At 65.9% G+C, this 24701-nt stretch carries 28 protein-coding genes; 4 read left to right on the forward strand and 24 right to left on the reverse strand.

What is annotated here, in order from left to right; genetic code table 11:
• The 12 genes from traC to AC30PD_RS07295 form a co-directional block, all read right to left on the reverse strand.
• Nucleotides 1-1920: type IV secretion system protein TraC (traC, locus tag AC30PD_RS07240; protein WP_489534973.1), on the reverse strand; the 1920-nt coding region annotated here is incomplete at its 3' end.
• 11 nt (nucleotides 1921-1931) lie between these two features.
• Nucleotides 1932-2540 carry a type IV conjugative transfer system lipoprotein TraV gene (gene traV, locus AC30PD_RS07245; protein ID WP_489534974.1) on the reverse strand — a complete coding sequence of 203 codons (609 nt, stop codon included), beginning with the start codon at nucleotides 2538-2540 and terminating at the stop codon, nucleotides 1932-1934.
• Nucleotides 2537-3346 (reverse strand): DsbC family protein, encoded by an 810-nt coding sequence (locus tag AC30PD_RS07250; RefSeq protein WP_489534975.1) that lies wholly within the window; start codon nucleotides 3344-3346, stop codon nucleotides 2537-2539. The genes traV and AC30PD_RS07250 overlap by 4 nt, the downstream gene beginning before the upstream one ends.
• The gene (locus AC30PD_RS07255) at nucleotides 3330-4718 is read right to left on the reverse strand and encodes a TraB/TrbI/VirB10 family type IV secretion system protein (RefSeq protein ID WP_489534976.1); all 1389 of its coding nucleotides are present in this window, start codon (nucleotides 4716-4718) and stop codon (nucleotides 3330-3332) included. The genes AC30PD_RS07250 and AC30PD_RS07255 overlap by 17 nt, the downstream gene beginning before the upstream one ends.
• Nucleotides 4715-5599: a type-F conjugative transfer system secretin TraK gene (locus AC30PD_RS07260; protein ID WP_489534977.1), complete on the reverse strand. Its 885-nt coding sequence runs from the start codon at nucleotides 5597-5599 to the stop codon at nucleotides 4715-4717. Before AC30PD_RS07260 ends, AC30PD_RS07255 begins: the two co-directional genes overlap by 4 nt.
• Entirely contained in the window at nucleotides 5586-6152 is a 567-nt protein-coding gene (traE, locus tag AC30PD_RS07265; protein WP_489534978.1) for a type IV conjugative transfer system protein TraE, read from the reverse strand. The genes AC30PD_RS07260 and traE overlap by 14 nt, the downstream gene beginning before the upstream one ends.
• A gap of 16 nt (nucleotides 6153-6168) precedes the next feature.
• Nucleotides 6169-6468, reverse strand: coding sequence for a type IV conjugative transfer system protein TraL (gene traL / locus AC30PD_RS07270; protein ID WP_489534979.1), 300 nt, complete (start codon nucleotides 6466-6468; stop codon nucleotides 6169-6171).
• Between the two features lie 30 nt (nucleotides 6469-6498).
• On the reverse strand, nucleotides 6499-6855 hold the full coding sequence (locus AC30PD_RS07275; protein WP_489534980.1) for a hypothetical protein: 357 nt from the start codon (nucleotides 6853-6855) through the stop codon (nucleotides 6499-6501).
• Nucleotides 6856-7024: 169 nt separating this feature from the next.
• Nucleotides 7025-7762, reverse strand: a complete 738-nt coding sequence (locus tag AC30PD_RS07280) for an OmpA family protein (RefSeq protein ID WP_489534981.1) — start codon at nucleotides 7760-7762, stop codon at nucleotides 7025-7027.
• Nucleotides 7759-8304 carry a lytic transglycosylase domain-containing protein gene (locus AC30PD_RS07285; protein ID WP_489534982.1) on the reverse strand — a complete coding sequence of 182 codons (546 nt, stop codon included), beginning with the start codon at nucleotides 8302-8304 and terminating at the stop codon, nucleotides 7759-7761. Before AC30PD_RS07285 ends, AC30PD_RS07280 begins: the two co-directional genes overlap by 4 nt.
• 160 nt (nucleotides 8305-8464) lie before the next feature.
• Nucleotides 8465-8962 carry a hypothetical protein gene (locus tag AC30PD_RS07290; protein ID WP_489534983.1) on the reverse strand — a complete coding sequence of 166 codons (498 nt, stop codon included), beginning with the start codon at nucleotides 8960-8962 and terminating at the stop codon, nucleotides 8465-8467.
• 351 nt (nucleotides 8963-9313) lie between these two features.
• Nucleotides 9314-9454 carry a hypothetical protein gene (locus AC30PD_RS07295; RefSeq protein WP_489534984.1) on the reverse strand — a complete coding sequence of 47 codons (141 nt, stop codon included), beginning with the start codon at nucleotides 9452-9454 and terminating at the stop codon, nucleotides 9314-9316.
• 110 nt (nucleotides 9455-9564) lie between these two features.
• Here AC30PD_RS07295 and AC30PD_RS07300 point away from each other — a divergent pair, with 110 nt between their 5' ends.
• Nucleotides 9565-10191, forward strand: coding sequence for a hypothetical protein (locus AC30PD_RS07300; protein WP_489534985.1), 627 nt, complete (start codon nucleotides 9565-9567; stop codon nucleotides 10189-10191).
• Here AC30PD_RS07300 and AC30PD_RS07305 read toward each other — a convergent pair.
• From AC30PD_RS07305 to AC30PD_RS07320, 4 genes are all read right to left on the reverse strand, one after another.
• Entirely contained in the window at nucleotides 10135-11334 is a 1200-nt protein-coding gene (locus AC30PD_RS07305) for a hypothetical protein (RefSeq protein WP_489534986.1), read from the reverse strand. The two genes, AC30PD_RS07300 and AC30PD_RS07305, sit on opposite strands and share 57 nt — an antisense overlap.
• A 1-nt stretch (nucleotide 11335) precedes the next feature.
• Nucleotides 11336-11680 carry a hypothetical protein gene (locus tag AC30PD_RS07310; RefSeq protein WP_489534987.1) on the reverse strand — a complete coding sequence of 115 codons (345 nt, stop codon included), beginning with the start codon at nucleotides 11678-11680 and terminating at the stop codon, nucleotides 11336-11338.
• Nucleotides 11670-12242, reverse strand: coding sequence for a hypothetical protein (locus tag AC30PD_RS07315; RefSeq protein WP_489534988.1), 573 nt, complete (start codon nucleotides 12240-12242; stop codon nucleotides 11670-11672). Before AC30PD_RS07315 ends, AC30PD_RS07310 begins: the two co-directional genes overlap by 11 nt.
• Before the next feature lie 74 nt (nucleotides 12243-12316).
• Nucleotides 12317-12625 (reverse strand): DUF5983 family protein, encoded by a 309-nt coding sequence (locus AC30PD_RS07320; protein ID WP_489534989.1) that lies wholly within the window; start codon nucleotides 12623-12625, stop codon nucleotides 12317-12319.
• 84 nt (nucleotides 12626-12709) lie between these two features.
• On the opposite strand from AC30PD_RS07320, the gene AC30PD_RS07325 reads away from it, so the two are divergent.
• On the forward strand, nucleotides 12710-12955 hold the full coding sequence (locus tag AC30PD_RS07325; protein ID WP_489534990.1) for a helix-turn-helix domain-containing protein: 246 nt from the start codon (nucleotides 12710-12712) through the stop codon (nucleotides 12953-12955).
• A 124-nt stretch (nucleotides 12956-13079) separates the two neighbouring features.
• On the opposite strand, the gene AC30PD_RS07330 is transcribed toward AC30PD_RS07325, so the two are convergent.
• Genes AC30PD_RS07330 through mobH form a run of 3 tightly spaced genes read right to left on the reverse strand, consistent with a single transcriptional unit; the run spans nucleotide 13080 to nucleotide 17267 of the window.
• Entirely contained in the window at nucleotides 13080-13673 is a 594-nt protein-coding gene (locus tag AC30PD_RS07330) for an IncC plasmid conjugative DNA transfer DtrJ family protein (protein WP_489534991.1), read from the reverse strand.
• Nucleotides 13674-13699: 26 nt separating this feature from the next.
• A complete protein-coding gene (gene traD / locus AC30PD_RS07335) occupies nucleotides 13700-15610 on the reverse strand; it encodes a conjugative transfer system coupling protein TraD (protein WP_489534992.1) in 1911 nt (636 codons plus the stop codon).
• Nucleotide 15611: 1 nt separating this feature from the next.
• Nucleotides 15612-17267, reverse strand: a complete 1656-nt coding sequence (mobH, locus tag AC30PD_RS07340; protein WP_489534993.1) for a MobH family relaxase — start codon at nucleotides 17265-17267, stop codon at nucleotides 15612-15614.
• A gap of 330 nt (nucleotides 17268-17597) precedes the next feature.
• On the opposite strand from mobH, the gene AC30PD_RS07345 reads away from it, so the two are divergent.
• A complete protein-coding gene (locus tag AC30PD_RS07345; protein ID WP_489534994.1) occupies nucleotides 17598-18080 on the forward strand; it encodes a GreA/GreB family elongation factor in 483 nt (160 codons plus the stop codon).
• A gap of 187 nt (nucleotides 18081-18267) precedes the next feature.
• Here the strand turns inward: AC30PD_RS07345 and AC30PD_RS07350 are convergent, their stop codons facing one another.
• Both AC30PD_RS07350 and AC30PD_RS07355 read right to left on the reverse strand, forming a co-directional pair.
• Nucleotides 18268-18891 carry a FlhC family transcriptional regulator gene (locus AC30PD_RS07350; RefSeq protein ID WP_489534995.1) on the reverse strand — a complete coding sequence of 208 codons (624 nt, stop codon included), beginning with the start codon at nucleotides 18889-18891 and terminating at the stop codon, nucleotides 18268-18270.
• A gap of 37 nt (nucleotides 18892-18928) precedes the next feature.
• The gene (locus AC30PD_RS07355; RefSeq protein WP_489534996.1) at nucleotides 18929-19222 is read right to left on the reverse strand and encodes a hypothetical protein; all 294 of its coding nucleotides are present in this window, start codon (nucleotides 19220-19222) and stop codon (nucleotides 18929-18931) included.
• A 311-nt stretch (nucleotides 19223-19533) separates the two neighbouring features.
• Here AC30PD_RS07355 and AC30PD_RS07360 point away from each other — a divergent pair, with 311 nt between their 5' ends.
• Nucleotides 19534-20247 (forward strand): S24 family peptidase, encoded by a 714-nt coding sequence (locus tag AC30PD_RS07360; protein ID WP_489534997.1) that lies wholly within the window; start codon nucleotides 19534-19536, stop codon nucleotides 20245-20247.
• A 99-nt stretch (nucleotides 20248-20346) separates the two neighbouring features.
• Here the strand turns inward: AC30PD_RS07360 and AC30PD_RS07365 are convergent, their stop codons facing one another.
• From AC30PD_RS07365 to AC30PD_RS07375, 3 genes are all read right to left on the reverse strand, one after another.
• Nucleotides 20347-21408 (reverse strand): DUF932 domain-containing protein, encoded by a 1062-nt coding sequence (locus AC30PD_RS07365; protein WP_489534998.1) that lies wholly within the window; start codon nucleotides 21406-21408, stop codon nucleotides 20347-20349.
• Nucleotides 21409-21696: 288 nt separating this feature from the next.
• On the reverse strand, nucleotides 21697-22704 hold the full coding sequence (locus tag AC30PD_RS07370; protein WP_489534999.1) for a DUF7146 domain-containing protein: 1008 nt from the start codon (nucleotides 22702-22704) through the stop codon (nucleotides 21697-21699).
• A gap of 353 nt (nucleotides 22705-23057) precedes the next feature.
• Nucleotides 23058-24668 carry an ATP-binding protein gene (locus tag AC30PD_RS07375; RefSeq protein WP_489535000.1) on the reverse strand — a complete coding sequence of 537 codons (1611 nt, stop codon included), beginning with the start codon at nucleotides 24666-24668 and terminating at the stop codon, nucleotides 23058-23060.
• Nucleotides 24669-24701: the final 33 nt, after the last annotated feature.

Raw genomic sequence — 24701 nt, forward strand, 5'->3', positions numbered from 1 at the left:
GTTGTTGCGGCCCTCGAAGAAGCGCTCGTACTGGCCGCCCCGCGCATAGGGGTTCAGCATGATCGCCAGGTCCTTGATGCGCGAGTCGTTGACGGCACCGAGTTCCTCGATCGTCCCGGCCTTGAAGGCATCGCGCAGCGCGGTGATCGTCAAGTCGTTGCCGTGCGCCTTGAACAGCTTGAGCACCATCGCCGAGATGGCCTTGTACTGAACCTCGTCGAGCGGCCTGGACATCGAGGCCATCTTCGAGATGGCCGGCACGAGCATGTCGATGTCTTCGTTGATGTCAACGATGTTGGAGAAGGGGTTCAGGCAGATGTCCACATCGGGCTTGAACTCGATGTAGGTGCCCTTGGCCTTGCGGCACAGCTTCTCGAAGGAACGGCCGAGGTCCAGCATCCAGACCTTGGCGTCGATGGCGCGGTAGGACCAGGCCATCTCGTTCATCAGCACCGACTTGCCGGACCCGGGCGCGCCGATGATCGCGAAGTTGTAGTTGCCCAGGTCGTTGTCGAAGATGTCCAGCGTCATCAGCTGGCCGCGTCGGCCGCCGAACACCAGCGCTGGCGTGCGAGTGCCGCGCCACTCGGCGATCAGCGGTGCCAGGTGGATCGCATTGGCCATCGTCTTGCGCGAGACGCGGCGCATCTTGGCCAGGTCCTTGTGGAACTTCTCGGACAGCGTCATCGGCAGGCTGGCAAGCAATGCCTGCCGGTGCATGTAGACGTCGGCGTTGAGCTGGAAGCCGCGGCCACGCCAGATGGCGTTGGCGGTCTCCTGAGCGGCGATCGCCTTGTGCGGGGTCGAGAAGATCGCGAGTTGGTGGTACAGGCTCACCAGGTTGCTGCCGATGTCGATCGCGTTCGCCGCGGCCGTCCAGTCCTGCAGCTTCTTGCCGACGTCCGGCATCACGTCGGCCATCTTGCTCTTGGCGTTCTGAGTGGCGCGCACGTGGTTGGCGGTGACCACCGACTTCATGACATTCGGGTCGAGCACATGCACGCCCATCGTCAGCAGGAACGGCGCGCTGTACTGCAGCGCCGGCTGCATCAGGTCGCCGATCAGCGAACCCATCTGCCAGAGCGCGAATCGCTCGGGGAAGGACTTGATGGAATAGAAGCGTGCTTCGAGCACGTCGTCGCTGCCTTCCTTCCACAGGGTCAGGCCGCCCGGGTGCGGGTCCTGGATGGTGTCGAAATCGACGATCTGGTCGCGGATCTCGCGGCCGTCGTCGTAGTGCAGGTTCGGCGCGTCGGTCTGCGACATGCGGTCGGGGTTGGTGAAGAGCGCGCACCAGTTGATCAGGTCTGCCGCGTCGCACACCCGGTTGGGCAACGAGGCCGAGCGCAGGGTGGACGACATCGACTCGCGCAAGGCCAGCAACTCTTCACGCCGAGTCAGGTCCTCGGCGTCGCCGGGAGCGGCCACGCTCATCATCAAACGGAAGTCTCGGATCGTGTAGTGAAAGCCGGACGTCAAGGACGACTGGGCGCCTTGGAGCAGGTGGCCCACACGTTGACGCGCGAGGCGGTGAAACAGGTTGTCGTTGCGGGCAGGGCGGCCCCAGTGCTTGGCCTTTTCGGCTTGGTCGGTGTCTTCGACGCGCAGGTTGGCGTAGCGACGGAGTTGGTCGCGCAAATGCGGGGACGCGAACAAGTGGAACTGGATGCCGGTACCGGGCGGGCAGGTCGAGTACAGCGAGATCAGCACCTCGGCCATGCGCTCGTCGGCGCCGGACTGCGGCATCACCTCCAGCATGAAGCCGAGGCTGTCGCGGTTCACGAAGAGCTTCTCGGTGGCGAGGTACGCGGAATACGGGAGCCAGGCGGCGAACTGTTCGGCCGGGTTGTCCATCGTCTGGCCGAAGCTGAACGGCGACGGGCCGGCCGTCGGGCGATGTTGAGTGGTGTTGAACGGCATGACCGCGGCCCTCAATCGCTGCTCTCGACGCGCGCGGCGGGCGGCACGAGGCCGGGGAAGGGGTCGTCGGCGGATGGCGGCCTCGGGCCGCTCATCAGGTTGGGCGGCAGCGCACTGCGCTCCTTCCCGTCACCGGCCGACGCCGCGCCTTTGGGCGGTGGTCGCAGCGGTGCATAGGCGTCCCGAATCTGCCGCTGTGCGTGATCGACCAGCCACTGGCCGTTGTCGATCTGCACATAAACGTAGCCCTGGTCGTAGAGGTCGCGGTCGGCGTCTTCCCAGGGCTTGAACCACAAACGCAGGATGCGCGCCGACGACCGCAGCGGTGTGGGTGACACCGTGGACATTGCCATCTGCGTCGGCCCCGCCGAACGCGCGCTTGCACTGCCAGCGGCCGCAGCCGCCACGGGGGGTGCGACGGTGCGCGACCGCTGGCTCGGTAGGTTGTTTTGGACTGCGTTGGCATAGGTACCGGAGACCGAGTCGCAGGTGACGCCGTCGGGTGCCTTGCAGGCATAGCTTGAACTGCCGGTGAGCCCGGAGATGCTGGTGCACCCAGCCAGCGCCGCTGCGATGCAGATTGATTCCAGAGCGCGCAGGCGAGGGCGGTGCGTGGTCATGGCCGCACCTCCTGCGTCGACTGGCTCAACCGCGCCTCGAGAACCGTACGTTCGACGTACCCCTCGGTGCGCGAGCCATTGGCCCAGATCAGTGTCGGCGTGCCCTGCACGCCCAGGCGATGGGCCAGTGCCAGGTTGCGATCCACCGGGTGGTCGCAGGCGGCCGATGCGTTGAGCAGCGAGGCGTCGCCCTGCAACATGAGGCGCTGCCAGGCCTGTTCGCGGTCCGCCGCACACCAGACTGCGATGGGTTTGTCCTGGCCCTGGAAAGGCACGAGGAAGGTGTAGACGGTGATGTTGTCGAGGCCGGCCAGCTCGGGTTCGAGCCGCCTGCAGAAGGAACATGCGGGATCGCTGAAGACCGCGACCTTGCGCAGGCCGTTGCCTCGCACGGTCTTGATCGCATCGGCCAGGGGCAACTGATCGAAGGACACCGCCGCCGGCGCGACGGCTGCCTGCATACCGCCTGAAGCTTGTGCGGCAACCGCGAGCTTTGGCCCGGTCAGGTCCTTCATCGTCTGCGTGTCGAAAACGCGGCCGAAGATGAAGAAGCGCGGATTCCTGGCCGACACGTACGCGACGTTGCCGTTCATCCAGACCTCGAAGACGCCTTCCACCGGCGAGCGCGATACCTGAGTGAACTGCGTGCCGGGATGGGCTTTCTTGAGGGTCGCCATCAGGCGCGCCTCGTCCGGCGTTGCGGCCTGAGTCGGTGTTGCGGCCGTGCAGATCAGGGCGCACAGCCCGGCGGCCAACGCGTCCCACGCGTGCCGACGGCTGCGCAGGCGATCAGTAGTTGCCATCATCGGAAACCTCCAGGTAGCGCTCAGCGGGCGCCGCATCGGCGCGGGTGTTGCGATCGGCAGCGGCTGCCATCGGCACGTCGATGCGCACGCCTTTCGTGATGACGACATCGATCTCGCGGCCGGCATCGACCTCGATCACCGGAAAGGTGTTCTCGGCCAGCTTGATGTAGTACTGGGCGAGCCGGTCGAGCGCCTTGCCGACTCCGGTGCCCAGACCGGCCTTGTAGGCATCGGCGCCCGACGCCGTGGCGATGGTGCCGAGCGCAGACGTGCTGTAGCTGGTCGAAGAGGTCGCGAGCCCCGAACCAATGCCGCTGACCACGCCGGCTAGCAACGCGTTGGCGAGCATCTGGCCCTGCTTGGTGACGAGCCGGCCGCGCATGCCGACCTTGCCGTCTTCGCCATACACGCTGCCCTGGATCTTCACCTCCAGCGCTGCGCCGTCGGCACGCACGCAAGACAGGTTCTCGGTGCGCAGGTAGGCCCGCTCGGAGCTGATGTCGCCATAGCCGGCCGCGACCACGAAGCAGTCTCGGTACTCGCCCCGGAACCGGTTCGGCAGCACCGAGTTGTCGGACAGACGGATCAGCACCGGGTGCGGGTTGGACTGCGACTGGCCACCGGTGGGCGCATCCAGGCCGCCCAGCAGGGTGCCGCGCGTGAAGCTGACCGGAAGATAGGTCGACACCGTCTTGGTCTCGACCGATGTCGATGCGGCGCCGGGCGACCCGTTCGCCGTAACGCTTGCAGGAACGGAGCGGTCGACCAGCGTGATGCGTGTCAGCACAGGAGCCGCTGGCGCGGCCAGTGCCATCGGGACATTGGGCAAACCCGGCGGCATCACGCCGGATGCAGAGGACCGGGCAGCGGCCGAGGGCGGCGGCGGCAGGGGCAGGCTCGACGCCGGCGGCAAGGTTGGCGCCATGGCGAGCGCAGGAGTCGGCGCCGCAGGCGCGACGGCTTGCATGTGCGCCGCCTGGCTGGCCGAAGTCAGACGCTGTTCCAGGTCGGAAAAGCGCTGCATCGTGCGCGCCTCGAAGGCCTGGCGGTCCTTGTTGAGCCGGCCTTGTTCTTCGCGCTCGTTCTCGTACTGCGCGAGCTTGCTACCGGCGGTGCCGACCCATTGATCCACCGGGTTCACCTGCTGCCCGGGCGGCATCACCCCAATGTTGGTCACCGCGCTCGGGTTGCCGCTCGATACCTTGGCGCCCTTGTCCTTCGGCCCGTTGTCTGCGGAGGCGAAGATCAACCACAGCATGCCGACGCCGCCCAGCAGGATGGCCGCCAGCATCGCGTACTGACGCTGCTTCGGTGACAGGCGCTGCAAGGTGTCGCGAAGCATCGCAGCGGGGGTGCGAACGGGCGTGTTCATCGTTCAGTCCCCCGCCGGATCACGAACACGTTCGTGCTCTCCCCCGGCCGAAGGTTGTGGTTCTCGATCGCGACACCGACGACCTGACCGCCGTCTTTGGTGTCGGGGCGGTCGAACTCCTGTTCGGCCAGCACCATCACGGCCGGGCTGACGTTTTGCAGCAGGTACTTCTCGCCGAGGAGGCCGCGTCCTTCGTAGCGCCGCATCAGCGAAAACCTGGCCTCGGCCCACAGTTGCATCGGCCGGTTGACCTCATCGACGCGGATGTCCGTCGGCACCCGGTCCGAGGCCATCGCCACCAGCATCGCCTTCATGGATCGGACATGGTTGGCCGAGGGGCCGAACGTGCCTTGAGGGCCTTGAGGGGCTTGCCCGCCTGCTGAAGCCAGCTGAATCTGGCGCGGCGTCTTGTCGCGGATCACAATGGTGTCGGCCGGCGTGTCGGAACGGCGCAGCACCAGCGTGTAGGTGGCCTGCGCCGACGAGATGAAGAGGTTGACCGGCTTGGTCGATTCACCGACCGGGCGGATGTAGATCTCGCCCTTGTCGCGGTCGCACTCCAGCACGATCTCGCCGCCGGGGTTGGCCACCGGCGTGCTGATGGCGGCGCCAGCCGTCGCGGCACCGTTGCCGCAGTTGCTCGAATGGATGTTGCCGAAGACGTCGGTGATCGGGGCCCCTTCGATGCGGATGCGTGTCGGCTCCTTGATCGAGAGAATCGCCTCGACGGCGACGCCGTCACGCGCTTCGAGCGTCTGCAGGGCATGCGCCGACGTGCCGTACAGGCAGGCGACGACCAGTCCGGCAAGCGCCGTGAAGTGCAGGCACTGGCGCCGGCCGCTTGCACGCGACGGCCGGGCACGGAGACTATGGGGCCACATGAGGCATCTCCTTGAAAGTCTTGAGGTGCATGCGGCCGCCGCTGTAGCTGAACTCGACCAGGTAGGCCTTGAGGTCGTTCGCTGTCTCCAGGCCGTTGACCTGGGTGCGCAGCCGCCCGCGCACGATGACCGTCTGCGCGTCTTCGCTCGGCACCAGTTGCTGCGGCATGAAGAAGGTGCTCGCGTTGATGCGCTTCAGGCGCGCAGCCTCCAGGTCCTGCCGGGTCCTCAGCTCGCCGTGCTGCTCGGGTTCGACGTAGCCGAGCAGGATGTCCTTCTTCCAGTCCACCGAGGCCGGCGTCACGTCGAGCACCAGCCACGCGATGAAACTGCCCATCTGTTCCAGGTACTCGTTGCTCGCCTTGTCGCGTGTGACCCAGAACGACTTGTTGATGGACGGCGGCACGACCACCGTGCGCACGCTGCCCAGCAGGTTCAGGATCACGACGAGCGCGAGGATGTGGCCGCCGGCCAGCGCTCCAACGGTCAGGCCCAGCGCCCGGTTGCGCCGGCGCATCTCCTTGATGTCGCCGTTCAGACGTTCGAAGTCCATGGCTTGCTCCGAGGCGTCAGCCCACCATGCGGCGGATGTGGGAGGGCGGCGTCGCGCGCATCGCCGTAATCGGGCTGGTGGGCAGGTGCCAGTACAGCCAGTGCATCGCGAAGGCCGGGTGCTTGTCGGCCTTGATGCGGGCGATCCAGCGCGACGTGAACAGGCCTGTCGCGATGCACAGCACGAAGGAGACCTTCGAGCCGGACATGTAGCCCATGAACAGGCCGAACAGGATCGGCGCGGCGACGTCGACGTCCCAGAAGCCGATCTTCCACTGGTCGTCGAGACGACGCGGGATGAAGGTGTCGGCGTACATGCGGACTCCGGGAGTGGCGCCTGCAGCCGCTCAGATGACGGCGCCCATGATCGCGCCGGCGATCACGAGACCGACCGCCGCGAAGATGGCCAGGCCGACGTAGAACAGCACTGGGCCGAAGTTGCGTAGCGCGGACAGCGAGATCAGCGCAACCACGAAGCCGACGAATCCGACCAGCGCCTTGATGCCCGGCCCGAGCGCGGCGATCTGCGTCAGTGCCGACGTCATCGGGCCGGTGATCCCGGTGAACGCCACCAGGTCGAGCGCGTAGCCGGGGAACGCGACACACAGACCCCCTGCGAGCAGCATCAGCAGGGAGATGACAGCCATCGGCCGACGGGACGGGTTGCGGAACGTGGATGGGGAAGCGAGAAGTGCGGTGCTCATGAAGTTCTCCAAGAAGTGATCGAGCGGTGGGCGGGCTGTTGAAGGTGGATACCGAAAGTCGAGCCGGTGGTGTCGGCAGGCCGTTGCGGCTCGGCGGGTAGAAAGCAGGTCAGGCCGGGTGGGATCCGGTGGAAGCGGGTGGCGAGGGGCGAGGGCCTCTGCGGATTCATCACAGGTCCTCTGCGTCGCGCTCGAAGACGATCTCGACGCGCCGGTTCAATGCGCGGCCTTGCTGCGTATCGTTCGAGGCGGCGAAGCAGCACGCGCCTTTAGCCTCGAGCGTCACGGCCGGGGCCAGATGCGGGTACCGGGTACGCAGGTGGTCGCGCACCGCGTTCGCGCGGGCAACGGCCAGCGTCTGGTTGCTTTGAGGTGACCCGACGCTGTCGGTGCGCCCGCTGATGGCAATCCGGCTCGCCGAGGGCAATGACCTCGCCACCTCGTCGAGTTGCGCACGCGCGGTGGCGGTCAACGACGCGTCGCCGAACTCGAAATGCACGATCACCTGCCGTGTCGACTTCGCTGCGGTGGCGGCGGAACTCAGGGTCTCGACGGGCGCCGCCAGCGGGGAAGGAGCGGCCCCGCTTGTGACGAACGCTTCCCCGGCAGCCAGCGACGATCCGGGATTGCTGGAAGACAAGGTCGCAGGACCTGCCGGAGGCTCCATCGCGAGCGTCTTCGGCGTGACTGCGGGGCACGCGGGCGACACGCATCGGGCGAAGGCTGCACGGCGCCCAAACTCCATCTGGGCGATCCGCCCGGTCGGCAGGGGGGAGGGCACAGCGTAAGTGCTCAGCGGAGCCGACGCAGTCGAAGTTCGGGGCGGCGAGCTGCACGAAGAGGCGAACGCCGTGCTCAGCGCCGCGACGCTCAGGCCGCCCATCAGGCGAATGCCGCCGCGCTTCATGGCGACACCCGTGCCGTGAGCATGATCGGTCTGGTGGCCGGCAATGCCGCCGCGTCGCGGGCCCGAGCGGCGCTTCCGCCAGCAAGTGCGGACGGCTGGGTCGGCAGCTTGCGGTAGACCTGCCACGCGTAGCGCGATCGTGCTTCGCTGCACGCCGCGCCCTTGAGCTGCGAGCAGGCGGCGTTGTACGCGCCGACGGCATCCCATGTCGCACCGTGCCGGGCGAACGTGTCGGCCAGCAACCAGGCGCCGACCTGGATGTTCGTGCAGGGTTCGTACAACTGCGCCTCGGTGATGCCATGGCGCGCCAGCGCGCCCAGATGCGAGCTGTTGATCTGCATCAGCCCGATGTCGTAGGTGCCGGTGCGCTGCAGGTGCGTGCGATTGACGGCCTGCGGGTTCAGGTTGGACTCGACCCGTGCGATGGCGTAGAGCAGCTCCGCTGCCATGCCGTAGCGTTGCGCGGCCTGCTCCCAGCAGGCCAGCGCATGCGTCGGCATGACCAGCGAGAGAACCCATCCGGCAAGGAGCAGCAGGCGCATGGCTCAACCCGTCCCGAAATGCGAGACATCGACAACACCCACCGCGAGGTGGGCAACGAGGTCAGGGCCGGCGTTCGGCCAGGGTCGAGTTCGGGTGAGCCGGCAAGCGCGCCGGCGGAGTCGGGTCAGGTCGTGGTGCGGGTCGCTGGCAACGGTCGTGTCAGCCCGCGCGTGGCAAACGCCATCGTGCAGCGCGGTCGGCCATGTTGAGCCGGGCCTGCCGCAGGACGAGGCCGTCTGCGTCCTCGAACTGGCGGCACAGCGCCACGCAAGCCGTGGTCAGCTGGTCGAGCTGGAACTTCGGGTTGGGGTGACGATTGGCCGGCGAGCGCTGCACGGCCAGCAGCAGGTCGTACTGCTGGCGCCACATCGATTCGCGGCGGCGTGGAGTTTGCGGTGAGCGCAGCACCAGCTGAGTGCCGAGAAAGTCGAAGATGCGCGGCGCCGCGTCCTCATGCAGGAAGACCAGCGACACGCAGGCGCTGATCAGGTCCGGGAAGCGGAAGGTCGGCGAGACGTTGTCGTCGCTGCGCAGCAGGCCGTAGAGCCACTCGTGCTCTTCGAGCCAGAGCCGAGTTTCGATGGTGTCCGGGTGCTCGGCCTCGACGGCGGCGTGCGCGGTGCGTTCCTGGCGGGCGATGGGCAGGGCGGTGAACATGGCGCATCCCTTCGGTCGGTGGCTGCGGGTGGGGCTATGTTGAGCGAGTGACCGAAGGGTAGGTGGCGGTGAGGAGCCGGGGCGGGCGGAATGCGGGGTTTGTGAGGGGGGTTTCGTCATTGAACGCGCGCAACCTGCCCGGGGGCCCGGGGGCCTGCCATCGCAAGTGGCCGGCGATCCGTACGGTTTCAAGGGCTGATGTCTTGGACAGCACTTCTTTGCGGCCTCGAGCATGTGGTGGCTGGCTCACCGCGTCGTCGATTGGGTCCTCATTCCTGTTGGCGCTGTGGCGTTGCTTTGGCAGCGCTGACAATCAGACTGCGACACCTCAAACCATGACCTGCAGCCCCATCAACCGGCCTCGTCGCCTACCGGCTTACGCTGCGTGGCGCTGCGGACTTTGTGGAACGTATCGCGGATCCGCTTTTCGACGCAGGTGATGGATGCACGGAACTTCCGATCGCGATAGCTTTCAGCAACGGTTTTCAGCATCAGACGATGTCGCAGCGGTGTTGGCCGCGAGGCCGAATCAGATCCTAAGAGTCGACGCGTCAGGCGGCAGCCTCGGCGCGCTTCTGGAGCTACTGATGCTCAGGCGGGGAGTGGACCGGGCGGTCACGGTGTCCGATTCGTCACGCCGAGGGCGGCTGATCCGTCGGCTGTTGAAGTCCCGCCAGGCCTATTGCAGCGAAGGCCGGACCGGCGTGCTCCACCGGCCCGCGAGCGGATGCGATGAGGCCGCCGCAAACGACTTCGCCGAAACGTTTCATACGCAGTTGGTGGCGGCTGGTGTAGCCAAGCCAGCGGCGCGCAGACTGTCGGGTGCCCTGCACGAACTGCTGACCAATGTGGATGAGCACGCGGGTGAAGCCGTCGACGGGCTCGGGGCATTTGAGGTGCTCGACCGCGAAGCCTGGATGGTGGTGGCGGACAGTGGACGAGGCGTGCTGGGCGGCTACCAGGAGTCGCCGCTCGCCCACAAGCCGGCCGGCGCGGAGGAGGCGCTCAAATGGGCTGTGATCGACCATCGTTCCCGCACCGGTGATCCGTCTCGCGGTACCGGATTCCAGACCGTGGTCCAGTCGGTGCGGTCGTTGGATGGCTGCATTCGCGTTCGCAGCGACGCAGCCAGCATCGAGCTGGAGCAGCAGGCAGAACAATCACGCTTCCTGCTACGGGAACAGGGCCAGCTGCGGGGTTTCGTTGTCAGCGTGCGCTTGCGCTGGTAAGGCGTTGAAGTCGAGCCGACCCTGGGCGTCTGTCTCGGCCGGCGATAGTGGTGCAGCGGCCGCCAGGCGAAGCGTGTGAATGTTGTGGCGCAGTAGCGCCCGCGCCTCGCGGGTGGTGCTGGTCCGGATGGGAAGGTACGCGACCTTGCCGCTCTCGCTCACGAAGGCCCTGCGCCTCTTCATCGATCGCATGTAGGCTGTCGAGTCGATGAATACGACTTGCTTGAAGGATGCGCGAAGCGATCTCGCCGCCTCTGCGTTGCCGCGCACAACCAGCGTCAGATCCCGTCCAACGGCGGACGCAAGGTCCGTGAGCCGCTTGCAGGACGACTCCGCGCTTTGTTTGGTCGCCGTACCGGTCAGGAACTCGAAGGCAATGGCCTTCACGGCCGGTTGCAGGCGGATGAACTCTGCCCATCGCACGAAGTCGTGGTCGGTTCGCCCGTTCACATGCAGCGCGGTGCACAAACCGCCCTGGGTCATGTGGTACCAGACCCAGGCGATACGTTTCATCGCATGCAGATTGTCGTGCCGGGGGCTGTCAAGAATCGTGCTGAAGTCCGGCGATGTGGCGAAGACCGCGCCGGCATGGACCAGGTGGCGAGCGATGCGGCTGATGTCAGGCAGCGGCCAGATGCGCTCGACCGCGGGGTCCTCCTGAACACCCGAGAGAACCCAGCCGTGGCGAGGGCGCACGCCATAGCTTTGCGCCAGCTCCTTGCGGGTTCGCGCACGCGTCGCGTGGCCGCGGCCCCTCAGCGCGTACGTAAGTGGCAACGCCACGCAGTCGTCAAGTGCGGTCATACCGCCGCCGGCCAGGCTGCCCTGGAACAAGGGTATCCAGTCCGGCAGCCGTGGGAGCTCGACCATGCGGGCCGACGGGATGTTGGTCAGATCCCAGCCGTCGACTTCGCGATGTCGGGCGACGTAGTCGCTGGCCTTGCGCGGACAGACCATGTCGCATCGGCTGACGTCATCGCATGTGCAGTACGACATGCACGACACGAGCAGCGAACCCGTGTTGCGCAGGTGCAAGCCGCCGCAGACTGGACGGTCGATGCAGTTTCCGCACCCCAATAGAGGCTGACCAGGGCCGACGTCCTTGAACGTTGGTGCGAATCGGATGGCGTCGGCGGCCAGCAAGTCAGCGCTCCACTACGAGGTCGATGCAGCTGGCAGCCTCGAGTTGGGAGCGCACCTGGGCGACCGCGAGACCTGCGCCTTGTTGCAGATCCTGCAGCAGTTCAGGCTTTGGCTGATTCACTTCGCCGATACACACGTTCTCGTCGCGTACGACGATGGCGCCGCCGATCAGCTGGAGCATCAACTTGCGACCGACCGGCGGCATCTCACCGTGGACCGACGCGCGACAGCCCAACTCCTGGCCCGGCTCCAGCGCCACCAACATGTCCTGGGCGCCAGCGCGGAGTTGCCGGTTCCAGCCCTTGGCGCGGCCTTCACGTTGCTTGCGTAGAAACTCATTTCCCATACGACATGCCCTTCACCACAGCGGAGTAGTACTTCGTCTTGCCCACCTTGCGTTCGGTGAGCAAGCACATGCGCGTCAGCGCCACGAGGCGGTTGTTCCAGGCCGTCGTTACGGTGTCTTCGCCGGATGCATCGCCGATCGCCTTGGCGTCGGCCTCACCAAGTTGTAAAACCAGTCGCAGGGTGGTTTCCAGCTTCGCATCCAAGGGGCCAATGGCCTCGACTTGGCCAATCGCCGAAGCATGCAGCCGGCAGAACAGCAGGATGCTTTCAGCCTGGGCGGCGGCGATGAGGCCTTCTTCTCGCGTGACCTCACCCACGTTGGCGAGCAAGCAGGGGCGTCCGTCATGGGCGGCCCAGCGCATCACGGACAGGACGGCTTCGCGGAAGGCGCTCGCGGTGATCAACTCCATACCCGTGAAGTCCAGCACCAACGGATCGAGACGGTTCGCCATAGCCGCTTGAAGCTTTGCGGCCGCGGCCCGGCCCGATGCCGCACCGGCGAGCGTCGTGGCTCCTAGGGCGTTGCGGATCAGAAGGACATTTCGTTCACTCACTTTCATGAATGAGAATGTACACGCTTCTTGATGGGCCGACGCAAGCCCCCACCGATTGGTCAGCTATTTCAACAGCTCGTTCATCGAGGTGGCTCTGCTGGCTTGAATACCTGCAGTCCGTCGATCACGGCCGCTTCTCTGTCGAATTTCAGCCAGACGATTCCAGCTTGTTCCGCGGCCTCAAAGATCAACGCCAGGTCGGTCTCTGAGGGGAGGCTGTACCGCGGTGCGCCCACGAACACCAAACCGCCAAAGGCGGTGGGGTAGGCGTTGACCGAGAGCTCATCGTCGAGCAGCTTCTGGCGGGTGGCCGGCGTCAGATGCGACAGCGATAGCGCGGCCAGCGGCTCCGCCTGTTCTCGCAGACGGGCGATGAGGTTGCGGTCCATGTTGGGCTCTCCGTGCCTCTTGGATTCGTGCGATGTGGAAGATCATCCGTGGTGCGATTGGCATCATATGGCCACCATGAGCCGATGCCAATTACGTCGCCCAAGCACGGGAACGATCCGGTGCTTGTTGCGCTTGGCACAGCCATTCGCCGGTGTCGGGCGGCGAAAGGGATCTCCCAGGAAGAACTTGCGCACCGCAGTGCAGTTGATCGCTCGTACATGAGCAGCATCGAGCGCGGAGGACAGAATCCGGGAATCATGTCCGTGGTTCGCATTGCGCGCGCCATGGACGTGACGATGACGGAGCTCATGGCCGAAGCCGAGTTGTAGCGGCGCGCAGCTGGGCCGGTGCCATCACCCAGTCGCGACATCGACCAGCGCCAACATGCAGGTCAGTTTGGAGGAAACGCGTCCATCGCAGAGAAGTTCAAGCCGGCGCACCGCGCCAGCTTCGCTACCCCCGCCGGTGAAAACTTCCCAACGCCCGGCTGAGCAGCGCGCTGATCACCAGCGGCACGCAAGGCATTACCAGCGGGTGCAAGGTGATCGGAACGACAAACCCGAGCACGGTGGCGCAGGTGGTCACGATCGCACCGCAGGCATACAGCGCGAACATCTCCGGGTCGTGCTGCAGGAACTCCTTGGCCTTGATGAGTCGAACGAAATAGCCGTCGATCATCACGGCCGCCGCGAAGGCGAGCAGCCAGGGCAACCATTCCAGCAGCGTCGCCAAACGGAAGCTCGCCAGCAGTAACAGCGCGTCGATGGACCGGAAATAGGCGTTGTTGAAAAGGCGCTCGTTGACCGATGCCATTTCCTGCGCCACGGCGCCGTCGATGCTCGCGGTTCGCGGCGCATCGCCGGCCGACGGGACGGGGGTGACTTGGCGCGCCGAGTCCTGCACGCTCAACGCACGCGAGAGGATGCGCAGCGCGGGCTCGTTTCCCCAGAACTGCGCCGTGGCCAGATGTTCGGTGCGCAGTTGAGCGAAGAAGCGTTCGGGTGGGTGGGCCGACGGCAGGTAGAGCACCAACACCAGCAAGCTCACCAGCGACAACAACGCTACGGCGCGGATCACGGTGTGGCCCTGACCTTCAGTGCGGGCATGCCCTTCGCATCCGGATCGAGGATCGGGAACCGCCCCTTGATGATCCGGCCGCCGGACACCGAGGCAAAGTACTGCAGGTTCGGCAGCTTGCCCAGCACATCGGCCGGCACCATCTCCTCGAAGCTTTCGGTGAGCTGGGTCGAGTAGCTCGACGAGAAGTCGCCCAGGTGAGCATCGGCGCCGCTGCTCAGGCCGACGCGCATGGTGTGAATGGCGGTCTTGCCGAAGGTCTCGACCACGAAGTCCTGCGTCGGCCGGTCTTTCGAGCGCAGCGCGATCAGGTTGTTGAGGTTACCCAGCGCCATGCGCGCGGCGTCTTCGCTGCCCAGCCGCTTGGCCAGGTCGGCCAGCGTCTGCATGGCGCAGGTGGTGAAGATGCCGCCCTCGGCGCCCTTGTTCAGGATCTCGATCAGCGGCTGGTTGATGACGTTCGAGACCTCGTCGACGAACAGCGAGATGCGCCGGTAGCCGCCGAGGTTGTAGCGCATGCCGGCGCGCGCGGCCAGGTCGGCCAGCGCCAGCGCACCGATGGCGGTGGCCACGGACGGATCGGGCAGCGAATCCAGGCACATGTAGAGCACGTGGCCGGCGCGCTCGATCTTCTCGAAGTTCATGATCGGCCGCCGATCGTCGGCGTCGAAGGGCTCGGGCGACAGGCTGCGGCCGAGGTCACCCGAGGTCAGCATCGACAGCACGGGCAGCAGGTTGGCGGTGATCTTCTGGTAGTGCTCGCGGTTGTGGCGGAAGGTGCGCACCTGCGCGTCGATCACCTTGTTGCGCTGCGACTGAGCGACGTGGTGCTCGTAGTACGCGACGAAGGCCATCAGGTCGGCGCTCGCCGCTTCCGATGGACGCTTCATGTTGCCGCGGTGCGCGTCGTGCAGCAGCTTCTTCATCTCCGGCAGCTCGCGCCAGCCGGCGCCAAGCGCGCGCTCGTAGTAGCGGCGCAGCGTGCCTTCCAGCACCGGCTCGATGCCGCCTTCGATGTACTTGGTGAGCTTGACCAGGTTCGGTCGCTCCTCCAATTCGACGAGGCCCTGCACGACCACGTTGACGGCGTCCCAGCCGAAGGCGGAGAAAGCGCCGGCCGTGTCCGGCGGCATGATGGACTGGATGCGCGAGGCGATCTCGGTGGGCTTCTGCCAGTTGAAGGTGAAGTCCAGCCGCACGCCGGTCTCGGGGAAGGCGGGGTGGAAGTCGAGGAAGGTGTCGGGCTCGCGCCAGTCCTGGCAGGCGCGCTGCGTCACGCGCTTGAGGCGGTGGCTGTTCTTGGGGTCGATGACGATCACCACATCGCCGCGCCGGACGGCCTGCGTGATCAGATTCGCTAGCGCGACGCCCTTGCCCGACTGCGTGGTGCCGACCAGCAGCGTGCCGCCCTCGAAGTTCTGCAGCGGTCGATGCAGCGCAATTTCTTTGGGCTCGAGGCCGTGGATATAGGGCAGGCCGATTTCAGCGTCGGGCTGCGGCTTCGAGTCATAGCCCAGCAATGTCAGCAGGCGAGGGGAGACGGTGAAGTCGCGGTAGTCGATCTTGGCCAGTTCGTACAGGCGCTGCGAATGCACCGGGCGCCACTCGAATCCGAAGCCGAGAAACACCTCGTCGGGCTTGCGACACCAGCGTGCGAGTTGTCCGGTGGTGATGACCTGGATACCGCGACCGGACAGCGACGCGCGCAGCACCAGCGTTCGCAACGCCTGGGTGAGTCGCAGCACGCCGACGCTGAAGCACAGGAGCGCCAGCGGCAGCGCCAGCGAGCGTGGAAGTTGGGAGGTTGCACCGACGAACGCGAAGTAGGCCATCGCGGCGAACCATGCGGCGGCGGCGTAGCTTTCATAAGCGCGCCGCCAGGGCATCTCGTAGCGGCGCGCCAGCATGTCAATCCTTCACGGGCTCGGAGAGAACAAAGCCCGCCAGATCGAATCCCTCGATGAAGCGCGGATCGATAACGAGACCGACCGTCATGTCGCCGCCGAAGTCTCGGGAGATGGTGGGTGGCCGTGTTCGGTCGGCGTGTACCAGCATGCGCAGGTCGGCGAGGGCGCGCAGGGCCAAAGCGGGCTGAATGCCACGGCGCTCCAGTTCGTGAAGCGGGATGAACAGGCCGTTCGCCACGGTGCAGGCCGCAACGGGCGAAGCGCCCACGTTGAGTGTCTCGACCACTGCAGCCACTGCATCCCGGACCGCAGGGTTGAGTCGCAAGGGCGCTTTCAGGGCGAGGGCCGGAGGCGATGGCGGCTCCAGAGCCCTTGGCGGCGCTACAGGTGCTGGCGTCCCCGACGGATCATGCGCGGGCGCACGCGTCACGTCGTCGGCCGGCGGCGGCGGCTCGATCAACGAGAGCTGCACACCCGAGGGCACGGTGGGAGGGGCCGGCACTTTGGGCGCCGTTGGTGGCGGTTCACCCGGTCTGCGCACCAGCCTGGCATCAAGCGGCGGCGGTGTGGGATCGACACCTGCGAACAGGATGGCCGGCGACGACAGCTTGACGGCTTCCAGGAGAGTCTTCGCGTCCGGCGGCTGGATGGTCCAGGTGGCATGCCCGGCGTCTTGCGCCTCGAAAACGCCGGCAGCCAGCAGGACTTCGAGCATGGTCTCGGGCGCCTTGGGAATGCCAGGCAACTGGTCGGCCTCCAGAAGCGCCTGCACATCGCCCGCTGACTGGGGCCAGACCAGAAACAGGCCCTCGCGGCCGAACCACACGCGGGTCTTCTCGCGGTTCGGCACCCAGGCCGAGTTGCTGGCGGCCAACCGCCGCAGCGCATCGACCAGATACCGTTCCAGGTGCGAGCCGAACTGAGGTGCGCCGTAGCGGTCGGCATTGGCTTGCAGGTTGCGGTCGATCACCAACGCGAGCGAGCGCCGCACCAAGCCGTCGAGCACGTTGTGGTCGCGGTACATGGGCATGCTGCCGATGCTGGCCAGCAGGTGCGGCACGATGACCGCGTTGTCCGCGTTCAGATACTGCAGGACGCTCAGCGGCACGACATGGGGCAGGGCGAAAACGCCCAGGCTGCGCGTCTCGACGGCGTTCGGCCGCCAGCGCACGAAGTAGCGCTGCGCGCCGCGGGACTCCAGCCAACCGGCGAGCGGCTGCAGATAGGCCGGCCACTCGTCGCCAGCGGCGTCTGCCACGATGACGTGGCTGAGCACGTGGTGCAACTCGCAGCACAGGCCGGCGATGAAGGTGGCGTGGCGCCAGCGTGGTTCCAGTTGCCGCCGCGCTGTGATCGTCGACCGCCCAGCGAAGATGTGGGCATCCGTGCCCTGTAGGCTGAAGAACGCGACCTCGAGTCCCAGCCGCAGCAGCCCGCCCGGGGCGCTGAAGTAGTTGTCGGCCGTGGCCGGCAGCAGGTGCACGCAGGCGGCATAGCGCTGCAGCAGCACCAGCACGTCGCGCTCGAAGGTTTCTCGGTCGATGCCGAAGCACAGCCGGATTCGGCCGATCAGGTCGTCGTTGGAGGCGAGCAGTTCCTCGACCGGCAGGGCAGCGAAGCCGGGGTCAGCGGAGGGATAGGGGTTGCCTGACGGCATGTGTACGGCCATCGCGAATGCAGCGCAGCGGGGTGAGGCATTCTTCGGTCAGCCGTTGGGAAGGGCTTGTCGAAACGGGATCGACTGGCGAGGCATTTCGCCACCAGCTTTTCACTTTCAGCTGTTGGCCGGCATCGCGAGCCGGGACGTGCCGGTAGCGGTCGTTCGATGTCGGTACCGACCCGCTGCTGTCATAGCCGCTACCGTATCGGGTGACCGCTGGGTGCGCATAGCTGAAGTTGACTTGCAGCCAACAGAAGCGTCGCAGCTGGTGGAGCCCTTCATAATCAAGATCTGACCCCGCTTGTTCGAGACGCTTCGCGTTCCATCATGGATAAATTCTTGCTTCAGCAGCAGGTGCTGGAACGGCTCGCCGAAGACCTGATGCAAGCCGAACAGGCAGCGCGGGCGGCCCATGAAACAGCGACTCACGATGAAAACGTCGCCGAAAACAAATACGACACATTGGGTCTCGAAGCTGCCTACCTGGCCACCGGCCAAGCTCGTCGCGCCGACGCCATCCGCCAGGCGATGGCCAGCTGGCGCCAATTCCGTCCCCGCCCCTACGACGCCAGCGAAGGCATACAACTCGGCGCGCTGGTCTGCCTGGTCGATTCCGCCGACAGGCAGCAACAGCTCTTTCTCGGCCCGAATGGGGGCAGCATGAAGTTGGTCAGCGGCGCTCAGCTCGTTCAGGTCATCAGCAGCGAAGCCCCGTTGGGCAGGGCCATGCTGGGTAAATGCGAGGGTGATGAAGTGTCGATACCGGGCGCTCCGATCCGACAGAAGTTCGAGGTGCTGCGGGTTTATTGAGCCGCCAGCAAGTTCACCGGCCGCCGACGCTGAATTTGTCGAATTCGAGCCCGGCACGCTGCATACCCGCATCGGGCACGAAGCTGCCGCCAGCCGGGCCCCGACCAACGGCTGCTCATGGCCGCGAGGCGAGTTCGCGAGAGTCCGCTCTCGCCGGTAAATCGCGTGGCTTGCATCCGAACCGCGTTCACGGATTTCCGTGAGCCTGGTTGGCTCCCAGCAGCGTCAGCATGCCCATCTGCACCGACGTCGGATCGGCCAACGGCCGCGCTGGAAACGAAGCCTGCACGCGCTGGTCGGTGCCATAGCGCTGGACCAGCTTGCAGAACGGGCAGTCGTCGTTCGACATTGCGACCGAGCCGAACGCTGCGAGGAACTCGCTGTGGCACGCCGGGCAGACGACGATCCCAAAACTCTGCGCCTCGGTCAGCCACAGGCCATCCGTGTGCGCCGCGAGATCGAAGGCCCGGTCGAAGCTGATGCGATGGGGCGGCTGGCACACGCCCAGGTAGTGACGGTAGGCCCCGACCAGCGCATCAGCCGCACTGAAGTTGGCCACGCGCAGCCGGCGGTAGATCGACACCACGATGGATGCTTCCGCACGGTACAGCAGGTTCGCGCCGTGGTACCACTCAGGTGAATCGGGTGGGCGTCCGCGCGGTACCGCTTGCCGATCCGGGAACAGCAGCCGCAGCAGGTCTCGCGGGCTCATTCCGGTGAGATGGCTGATCGTGCGCACCCGCGCACCGAGCACGGCGCATTCTTTGGCCAGCGCGAGGGTTCGTAGCTGACGGTCGATTCGCGTCTGCATGGGCCGCTCCGGGTTGCATCTGCACCGGGCGCTTCAGTCACGCCACCAGATGGTTGGCAGCGTGCACCGCAGCGAGGGGTCGCGCCAGCGGCAGCGGCAGATCGAGCAGGGCGAGCAGGTCGCGTCGCGGGGGAAACAGGGTGGCGTCGCCGACGTTGGCAACGATGGCCATGATCTGCTGAATACCGAGGGTGCCGAGCCGTTCTGCCTGCGCGGCGTCGAGTGCGAACTTGCAACAGGTGGCCAGGCGATCCTGCATGACGCCGTCACGGATGGTGAGCAACAGGGTCAGGTTGGCGATCTGTACGTCGGAGAGCTGCGCATGGTTCATGGTGCTTGCCTCGGGTGGGCCCGCGCGGGGCGTGGTGTGGGTCGTCGATGGGCGGTGTCCTGTTTGCTCGCATGAGTTGTCGGGGTGTGCGCCAGCATATGTTGGGCGAAACCTGGGCGGCAATAGCAAAAACTGGTGCGTGCAATTGCTTACCGGTTTGCCATCCGCAATCGCACGAATTTGCGGACGAATGCGTGAGCGCGGCGGAGCGCGGCGCCATTTGGCAGTACGAAGCAAGTTCGCACACTCGTTCAGGAAAGGACCGGCGCATGTGCTCCAGCGACGGAAGGTCGTGCGCTCGCTCGACAACGATGATCACTGCAAAGTCCGCAAAAACCACCGGCACGAAAAAGTCTTCTTACAAGGTGGACGACGCCAGCCCTTCCTCGTTGAACTCAGGGTTCAGGGAACGTCTCGTTGGCCGGCTCGATGAGGCTGGAATTCCTGCCCACGCGCGAACGGCCTACCTGGCTGCGCTGACCGAACGGGCGGCGCAGACCGTCAGCCGCTGGCTGGACCTGAAACGACCCGGGCTGCCCGACCTCGCGTCGTTCGATCGGCTGTGCCGCGTGCTGGCTTGCAGCGCGGATTGGTTGCTGGCACTCCCGCAGCCGCCCACGGGGCGTGGTCCCAAGCGGGCAACCGCTGCCATGCACTCAGAGCCCCGGCTGATTCATTCGGCGCTGGAACTGCTGGGCGAAATGATGCGCTTGTTCGATGACTGCGAGCCGACGCGGATGAGCGGCGACGAGATGGCGCCGAGGATTCATGATGGCGATCTCGTGTTCGTGGACCGCACCGTCGTGAGCCTGGCCGGAAACGGCATCTATGTCATCGAACTCGATGGGCGGGTCATGATCCGCACGGTCGAAAACCGCATCGGCACCGGCCTGGTGTTCCGGTGCGAAAACGACGCCTACGAGGACAACGTCATCAAGGACGCTGCCGCCGCGCGGCGCATGGGCCTGCGTGTCCTCGGCCGGGTCAACGGCGCTATCGGCTTGCAGCGCCTCATGGGGGGGTAGAGCGCCACCGAGCCCTGGGGCTCGGTGGCGTTCGCCTTGCTTCAGGTGGGCTCGATGCGGGCGGCGCGCCGTTGTCGAGCCCGAGACTCACTCTGGGGATCAGGCCGCCTCGGCCAGACCTTTCCACTCGGCCGCCGGCAGCTCGATCAGCCTGCCGCCCAGCGCCTCGAACTCGGTGGCGCGGTCGTAGTCCTCGACCTCCTGCGAGTAGTGGGTCACGGCGTTCACCAGCCCATAGCCCGACAGATCGGCTTCGGCGATCAGGTGCCGCAGCACGCCGGCGCGTTCGGTGTCGTTGAGGGCGTAGCGGTTGGCCAGCACCTCGACCGTCTTCACCGGGTCACCCACCAGCGGAATGCCCAGCGTCTTCTGCAGCTTGTTGGCTGCCTGCAGAAACGTGGCCTCGGATACGGCCGCTTCGACGACGTCGCGCACCTTCAGAAAGAATGCCTTGTCGTCGGCCTGCAAGGTGTCGTCCTTGAATACCGTGATCACTTCTTCGGTTCCGATGCTGCGCCCGACGTGGGTCTTGCGCATCGAGCGGTCGGACGCGATCAGGCCGTTGCTGCACACCAGGCGGTACAGCATCGGTTGAACCGACAGGGTGCCATGGCCGACCTCCGAGTTGCTCACGACGACGCCGGCCTGCACCACGTCGCCAGGCGCCATCTCGTGCTTGAGCAATGGCGTCACCACCTTCAGGTACATGCGCGTCTCGGTCAGTTCGACCGATTCGAAGCGTACCTGCGGCAGCCGCTGCAGGATTGGGAGCACGCTCTCGGCCAGATCGAAGTTGTCGAGCCGACGGTAGCGATCTGACAGCACTGCCCTGACGTTGCCGTCGAGCGTGCGGATCATGCGGCGGTCGTCGTCGCTCTGCAGCCAGGTGTTGACGTTGCGGTCCAGCAGCACCGGCTGCTCGCTGCGCATGCGCTCGAAATACGCATAGGGGATCTTCAGCTTGTCGGCCAGTTGGCGCCGCGCCAACGTGGTGATGCCGTAGCGGCTGGCGCCGCCGGCCTCTTCGATGACGAGCCGGGTGTCGCCGGTATCGTCGGTGTCGTGGCGCATCAGCGATGACGGCACGACCAGGTCTTTCTTCGAGTGAAGCTGGCGCTGCAGTTCCTGGGCCAGGCTCACGAGAGAACGTCCGCTCTTCATAACAATCTCCGTTTCGAGGGTGTTGCGGGAACGGCATGCCCCCATCGTTGGGGATGCGCATCCCCGCGATGGGTGAATGACGGATCGGGCCGGGCCCGATCCACGATGGCGCGAACAGGTCGCGCCGGGAACTCCAAACGTCTCCAGGGCTGTCTTCGCTGCACCTTGCGGCGCAGCCTGGTCTGACAACTACCAGTTGGGAAACCTTGTCGCCGTCATCGCGAGGCGCTTGCCCGTCGATGACGCTGACAAGGCGGATGCGGTCTTTCGACCGCATTGCCACCACTCTCACGCGGCGCGCTGCATGCCTTCCATGCGCGAGCGCCACACATCGGCCCAATCGAGGCCCGGCTGCTTGGGCAGGAACACCTGGATCTGCCTCGGGCCACTACCGGCCTCTTCTCGTTTCAGGCGGCGCGCGAGCGCGAACGCGAAGGCCTGGCCGTCGTACCCAGAGTCGGCATCGTTGTCGGCATACAGGCACACCCGCTTCACCGTCGCTGGCAACCACAGCTTCTCCAGGTTGCCTGCGTTGAGGGCCGCCCACACCGGCTTGTTGGTCGCCAGGCGCACGGCAAGGGCGGTCTCGATACCTTCCGCAATCGCCAGTTGCTCGGTGGCCTCGAACAGTCGCACTGCGGCGCCGTTGATGCCGGCTGACAAGACCTTCTTCGGGTCGCTCATCGGTGCCTTGCTCCCGTCCTTCAAGTAGGTGCGGTGCAAGGTCACCGCGTGGCCATCGGCACCCTGGATGCAGGCAAGCATGGCGGGGTACTCAGCGACCTTGACGGACTTGCCGGCGGCGTCCTTCTCGTAGTACCCGAGTGCCGGATGAAATCTCAACACCTTGGGGACGAGGGGCAGGCGCAGGCCGCGGCCGACCAGGTAACGATCAACCTCGTCACCGGCGGTGACCGTCCGAGCCTCGCCCCAGATGCGCTGCGCGAGCTTCTTCATGCGCTCGGCAGACGGCTCGTTCGATCCGGCCGACGCCGGCGCAGGGGCGGTGCCAACGCAGGACTCGACCTGGCGCAGCGCGGTCGCGAAGTCCAGACCGAGCGCGGCCTGAAGCAGCTTGAAACCACCCCCGGGACCGCAGTGCCGGCAGTGGTAGTTGCCTTCACCGAACTTGTCGGTGTACTGGAAGCGATCGGTGCCGCCGCACAGCGGGCAGGGCAGGTTGCGTCGCATCAGGATGCGTTCTTCGACGCCGAGGCTTTTGAGGATCTCGGTCCAGCGTCCGTGTGCACGGCGCTTGGCCTCGTCGATGCGGGCGGCGTACTCCGGGCTATGCATGGCGGTCTCCCTGCGTTGGGGAGGTGCCGTGACGATGGCTCGCCGAACGATCTGTTGTGTCGAGTGGTGCAAGTGGGTTCGGATTCATCATGATCTCCGTGAAGGTGAGGGCCACGCAGCAAGGCGGGTCCGGGTTTGGCGGGCTCGCTCTCCTGCCTTGCGTGGACGGTGGGTCGATGGGGCGCAGTGCGCCAGAAATCTCCTGGGCTGACTTGCGAACCCCGATGGGTTCCAGGTCTGTCAGCTACCTGCGGGAACACTCTCCGGAGCGTCCGCGAGGCCTTCAGGCCACGGCGCGCGCTCTGGAGAGGAAGCACAAGGCTTCCTCCCGATTCGCGTTCTCAGTTCACTACTCAGTTCACCAACTCGACCGAATGGCCGAGCGCCACCGGCCCCACGGTCAGACGAAACGTCCTGCCGTGCAGCAGCGGGTATTTCTCCAGCTTCAACTCCTGCAGCAGCGAGTCCAGCGTGTCCTTGGGATCGACAGATCGCAGGCGCCGGATCAGGTCCGCGAGGCCCTCCCGGTCGGCGTCGAGATCGGCCTCCAGGAACTGGTCGTGCTCGTCGGTGAAATCCGACGCCTGCCGAACCGGCAGGCCCGTCGCCTCGCCGTCGGGGATGTAGAGCGTGCCGTCGTGGAACACGCCGTCGTCGGCGATGTCGGCGAATGCGTCGCCGACCCGTACCCTGACAGCGCGGCACAACACCACGTCCGGCCAGATCCACCGACCCTCGAGGGTCGCACGCGCCCGTTCGTCGATGGCTTCGACCTGCAACGCTTCGTCTTCCGGATACCGCACATGCCGCTGCACCCAATGGTCGAGGTGCAGGCCGATGCTGTTGAAGACGACATGGCCTCTGGCCCGTGCGAACATCCAGCGGCCGATGTTTTCTTCGTCGACGGGGTCGAGTGCGGTCAGCGTGACCTCGCCACGCTCGATGGCCAGCCGGGTCGGCACCAACGCCGAGGTGCGAAGGTAGTCGCAGTCGCCACCCCCTTGCTGGTACGGGTAGCTCACGATGTCGTCACAGACCGCGCTCGGCAGCTCGTCGATGTCGTTGATCAGGTCGTGGTGCCCCCAGGCGCGCATGGCGGCGTAGTAGGTTTCGACGAACTGCCCCGCAGGCAGCACCGCCTTTGCACCCTCCAGCACCTGACGCCACACGGCTTTCAGGGCAGCGTCGATCCGCTTGCGCTGGTCTTCTTCGTCGATCAGCTTGTCGCGGTCCGGCAGCCTGGCCACGAACTGGCGTGAGTCCAGGTGCACGACGTTGACGTTGTCGAGCTGGTGGTACGTCGGCTTCATCACGCAGAAGCCCTGCAGGAACACCAGCGTGTTGTGGTGATGCTTGCCGTTTCGCTGACCAGTGAGATACACCGCCCCGACGGGTGTCGGTGTCAGCGGCAGGTTCTCTGCGGCGAACGGCCGCTCCAGGGTCTTGCCGTTCGAAACCACCGTGACCTGGAAGCCGTGGCACATGGTGGCGATCCGCGTATCGAGTTCGGGCAGTTCAACGCCGTGCAGCTCGATGACGGTGCCTGCTGCCATGCCGTCCGCACCCGGTACGCTGACGACATCGATGGGCATCCTGGCCAAGGCCGCAGCGGTCTCGAAGTCCACGCGCTGGGCGCGTGACGTGACGATGCAGCGCGTGGCCGAATAGAGGCACTTCGAGAAGCCGATGCCGAACGGTTGCTCCTCGTCGCGTGTCGCGGCGTCCCAGCCCGACTCGTTCAGCGTCAACAGTTTCTGGAAGTCGTCGATGCCGCCGCCGTTGTCGGCGACGCGCAGGGTCTTCGTTGCCGCGTCGTGGTCGATCTCGACGCGGGTTGCGCCGGCACGCCGGGCGTTTTGCAACAGCTCGGAGACGAGCGTGAACTTGTCGGAGAAGGCGTAGCGCTGGTTGCGCAATGCGCCCTCTTCGTTGATGCGAACCTGAATCTGCATGATGGTCTCCATGAAGGCGGCCCTTCCCTTGGCGGGGTGGGCCTG

It is taken from the genome of Rhizobacter sp. (assembly GCF_032229685.1).
In the GTDB taxonomy this organism is placed as follows: domain Bacteria; phylum Pseudomonadota; class Gammaproteobacteria; order Burkholderiales; family Burkholderiaceae_C; genus LMDS01.

What these genes read in the sequence shown, in the direction of transcription:
- traV (WP_489534974.1), bottom strand. Translation starts at nt 2,540, where the DNA reads ATGACCACGCACCGCCCTCGCCTGCGCGCTCTGGAATCAATCTGCATC.
- AC30PD_RS07250 (WP_489534975.1), bottom strand. Translation starts at nt 3,346, where the DNA reads ATGATGGCAACTACTGATCGCCTGCGCAGCCGTCGGCACGCGTGGGAC.
- AC30PD_RS07255 (WP_489534976.1), bottom strand. Translation starts at nt 4,718, where the DNA reads ATGAACACGCCCGTTCGCACCCCCGCTGCGATGCTTCGCGACACCTTG.
- AC30PD_RS07260 (WP_489534977.1), bottom strand. Translation starts at nt 5,599, where the DNA reads ATGTGGCCCCATAGTCTCCGTGCCCGGCCGTCGCGTGCAAGCGGCCGG.
- traE (WP_489534978.1), bottom strand. Translation starts at nt 6,152, where the DNA reads ATGGACTTCGAACGTCTGAACGGCGACATCAAGGAGATGCGCCGGCGC.
- traL (WP_489534979.1), bottom strand. Translation starts at nt 6,468, where the DNA reads ATGTACGCCGACACCTTCATCCCGCGTCGTCTCGACGACCAGTGGAAG.
- AC30PD_RS07275 (WP_489534980.1), bottom strand. Translation starts at nt 6,855, where the DNA reads ATGAGCACCGCACTTCTCGCTTCCCCATCCACGTTCCGCAACCCGTCC.
- AC30PD_RS07280 (WP_489534981.1), bottom strand. Translation starts at nt 7,762, where the DNA reads ATGAAGCGCGGCGGCATTCGCCTGATGGGCGGCCTGAGCGTCGCGGCG.
- AC30PD_RS07285 (WP_489534982.1), bottom strand. Translation starts at nt 8,304, where the DNA reads ATGCGCCTGCTGCTCCTTGCCGGATGGGTTCTCTCGCTGGTCATGCCG.
- AC30PD_RS07290 (WP_489534983.1), bottom strand. Translation starts at nt 8,962, where the DNA reads ATGTTCACCGCCCTGCCCATCGCCCGCCAGGAACGCACCGCGCACGCC.
- AC30PD_RS07295 (WP_489534984.1), bottom strand. Translation starts at nt 9,454, where the DNA reads ATGCTGAAAACCGTTGCTGAAAGCTATCGCGATCGGAAGTTCCGTGCA.
- AC30PD_RS07310 (WP_489534987.1), bottom strand. Translation starts at nt 11,680, where the DNA reads ATGGGAAATGAGTTTCTACGCAAGCAACGTGAAGGCCGCGCCAAGGGC.
- AC30PD_RS07315 (WP_489534988.1), bottom strand. Translation starts at nt 12,242, where the DNA reads ATGAAAGTGAGTGAACGAAATGTCCTTCTGATCCGCAACGCCCTAGGA.
- AC30PD_RS07320 (WP_489534989.1), bottom strand. Translation starts at nt 12,625, where the DNA reads ATGGACCGCAACCTCATCGCCCGTCTGCGAGAACAGGCGGAGCCGCTG.
- AC30PD_RS07325 (WP_489534990.1), top strand. Translation starts at nt 12,710, where the DNA reads ATGCCAATTACGTCGCCCAAGCACGGGAACGATCCGGTGCTTGTTGCG.
- traD (WP_489534992.1), bottom strand. Translation starts at nt 15,610, where the DNA reads ATGCTGGCGCGCCGCTACGAGATGCCCTGGCGGCGCGCTTATGAAAGC.
- mobH (WP_489534993.1), bottom strand. Translation starts at nt 17,267, where the DNA reads ATGCCGTCAGGCAACCCCTATCCCTCCGCTGACCCCGGCTTCGCTGCC.
- AC30PD_RS07345 (WP_489534994.1), top strand. Translation starts at nt 17,598, where the DNA reads ATGGATAAATTCTTGCTTCAGCAGCAGGTGCTGGAACGGCTCGCCGAA.
- AC30PD_RS07350 (WP_489534995.1), bottom strand. Translation starts at nt 18,891, where the DNA reads ATGCAGACGCGAATCGACCGTCAGCTACGAACCCTCGCGCTGGCCAAA.
- AC30PD_RS07355 (WP_489534996.1), bottom strand. Translation starts at nt 19,222, where the DNA reads ATGAACCATGCGCAGCTCTCCGACGTACAGATCGCCAACCTGACCCTG.
- AC30PD_RS07360 (WP_489534997.1), top strand. Translation starts at nt 19,534, where the DNA reads ATGATCACTGCAAAGTCCGCAAAAACCACCGGCACGAAAAAGTCTTCT.
- AC30PD_RS07365 (WP_489534998.1), bottom strand. Translation starts at nt 21,408, where the DNA reads ATGAAGAGCGGACGTTCTCTCGTGAGCCTGGCCCAGGAACTGCAGCGC.
- AC30PD_RS07370 (WP_489534999.1), bottom strand. Translation starts at nt 22,704, where the DNA reads ATGCATAGCCCGGAGTACGCCGCCCGCATCGACGAGGCCAAGCGCCGT.
- AC30PD_RS07375 (WP_489535000.1), bottom strand. Translation starts at nt 24,668, where the DNA reads ATGGAGACCATCATGCAGATTCAGGTTCGCATCAACGAAGAGGGCGCA.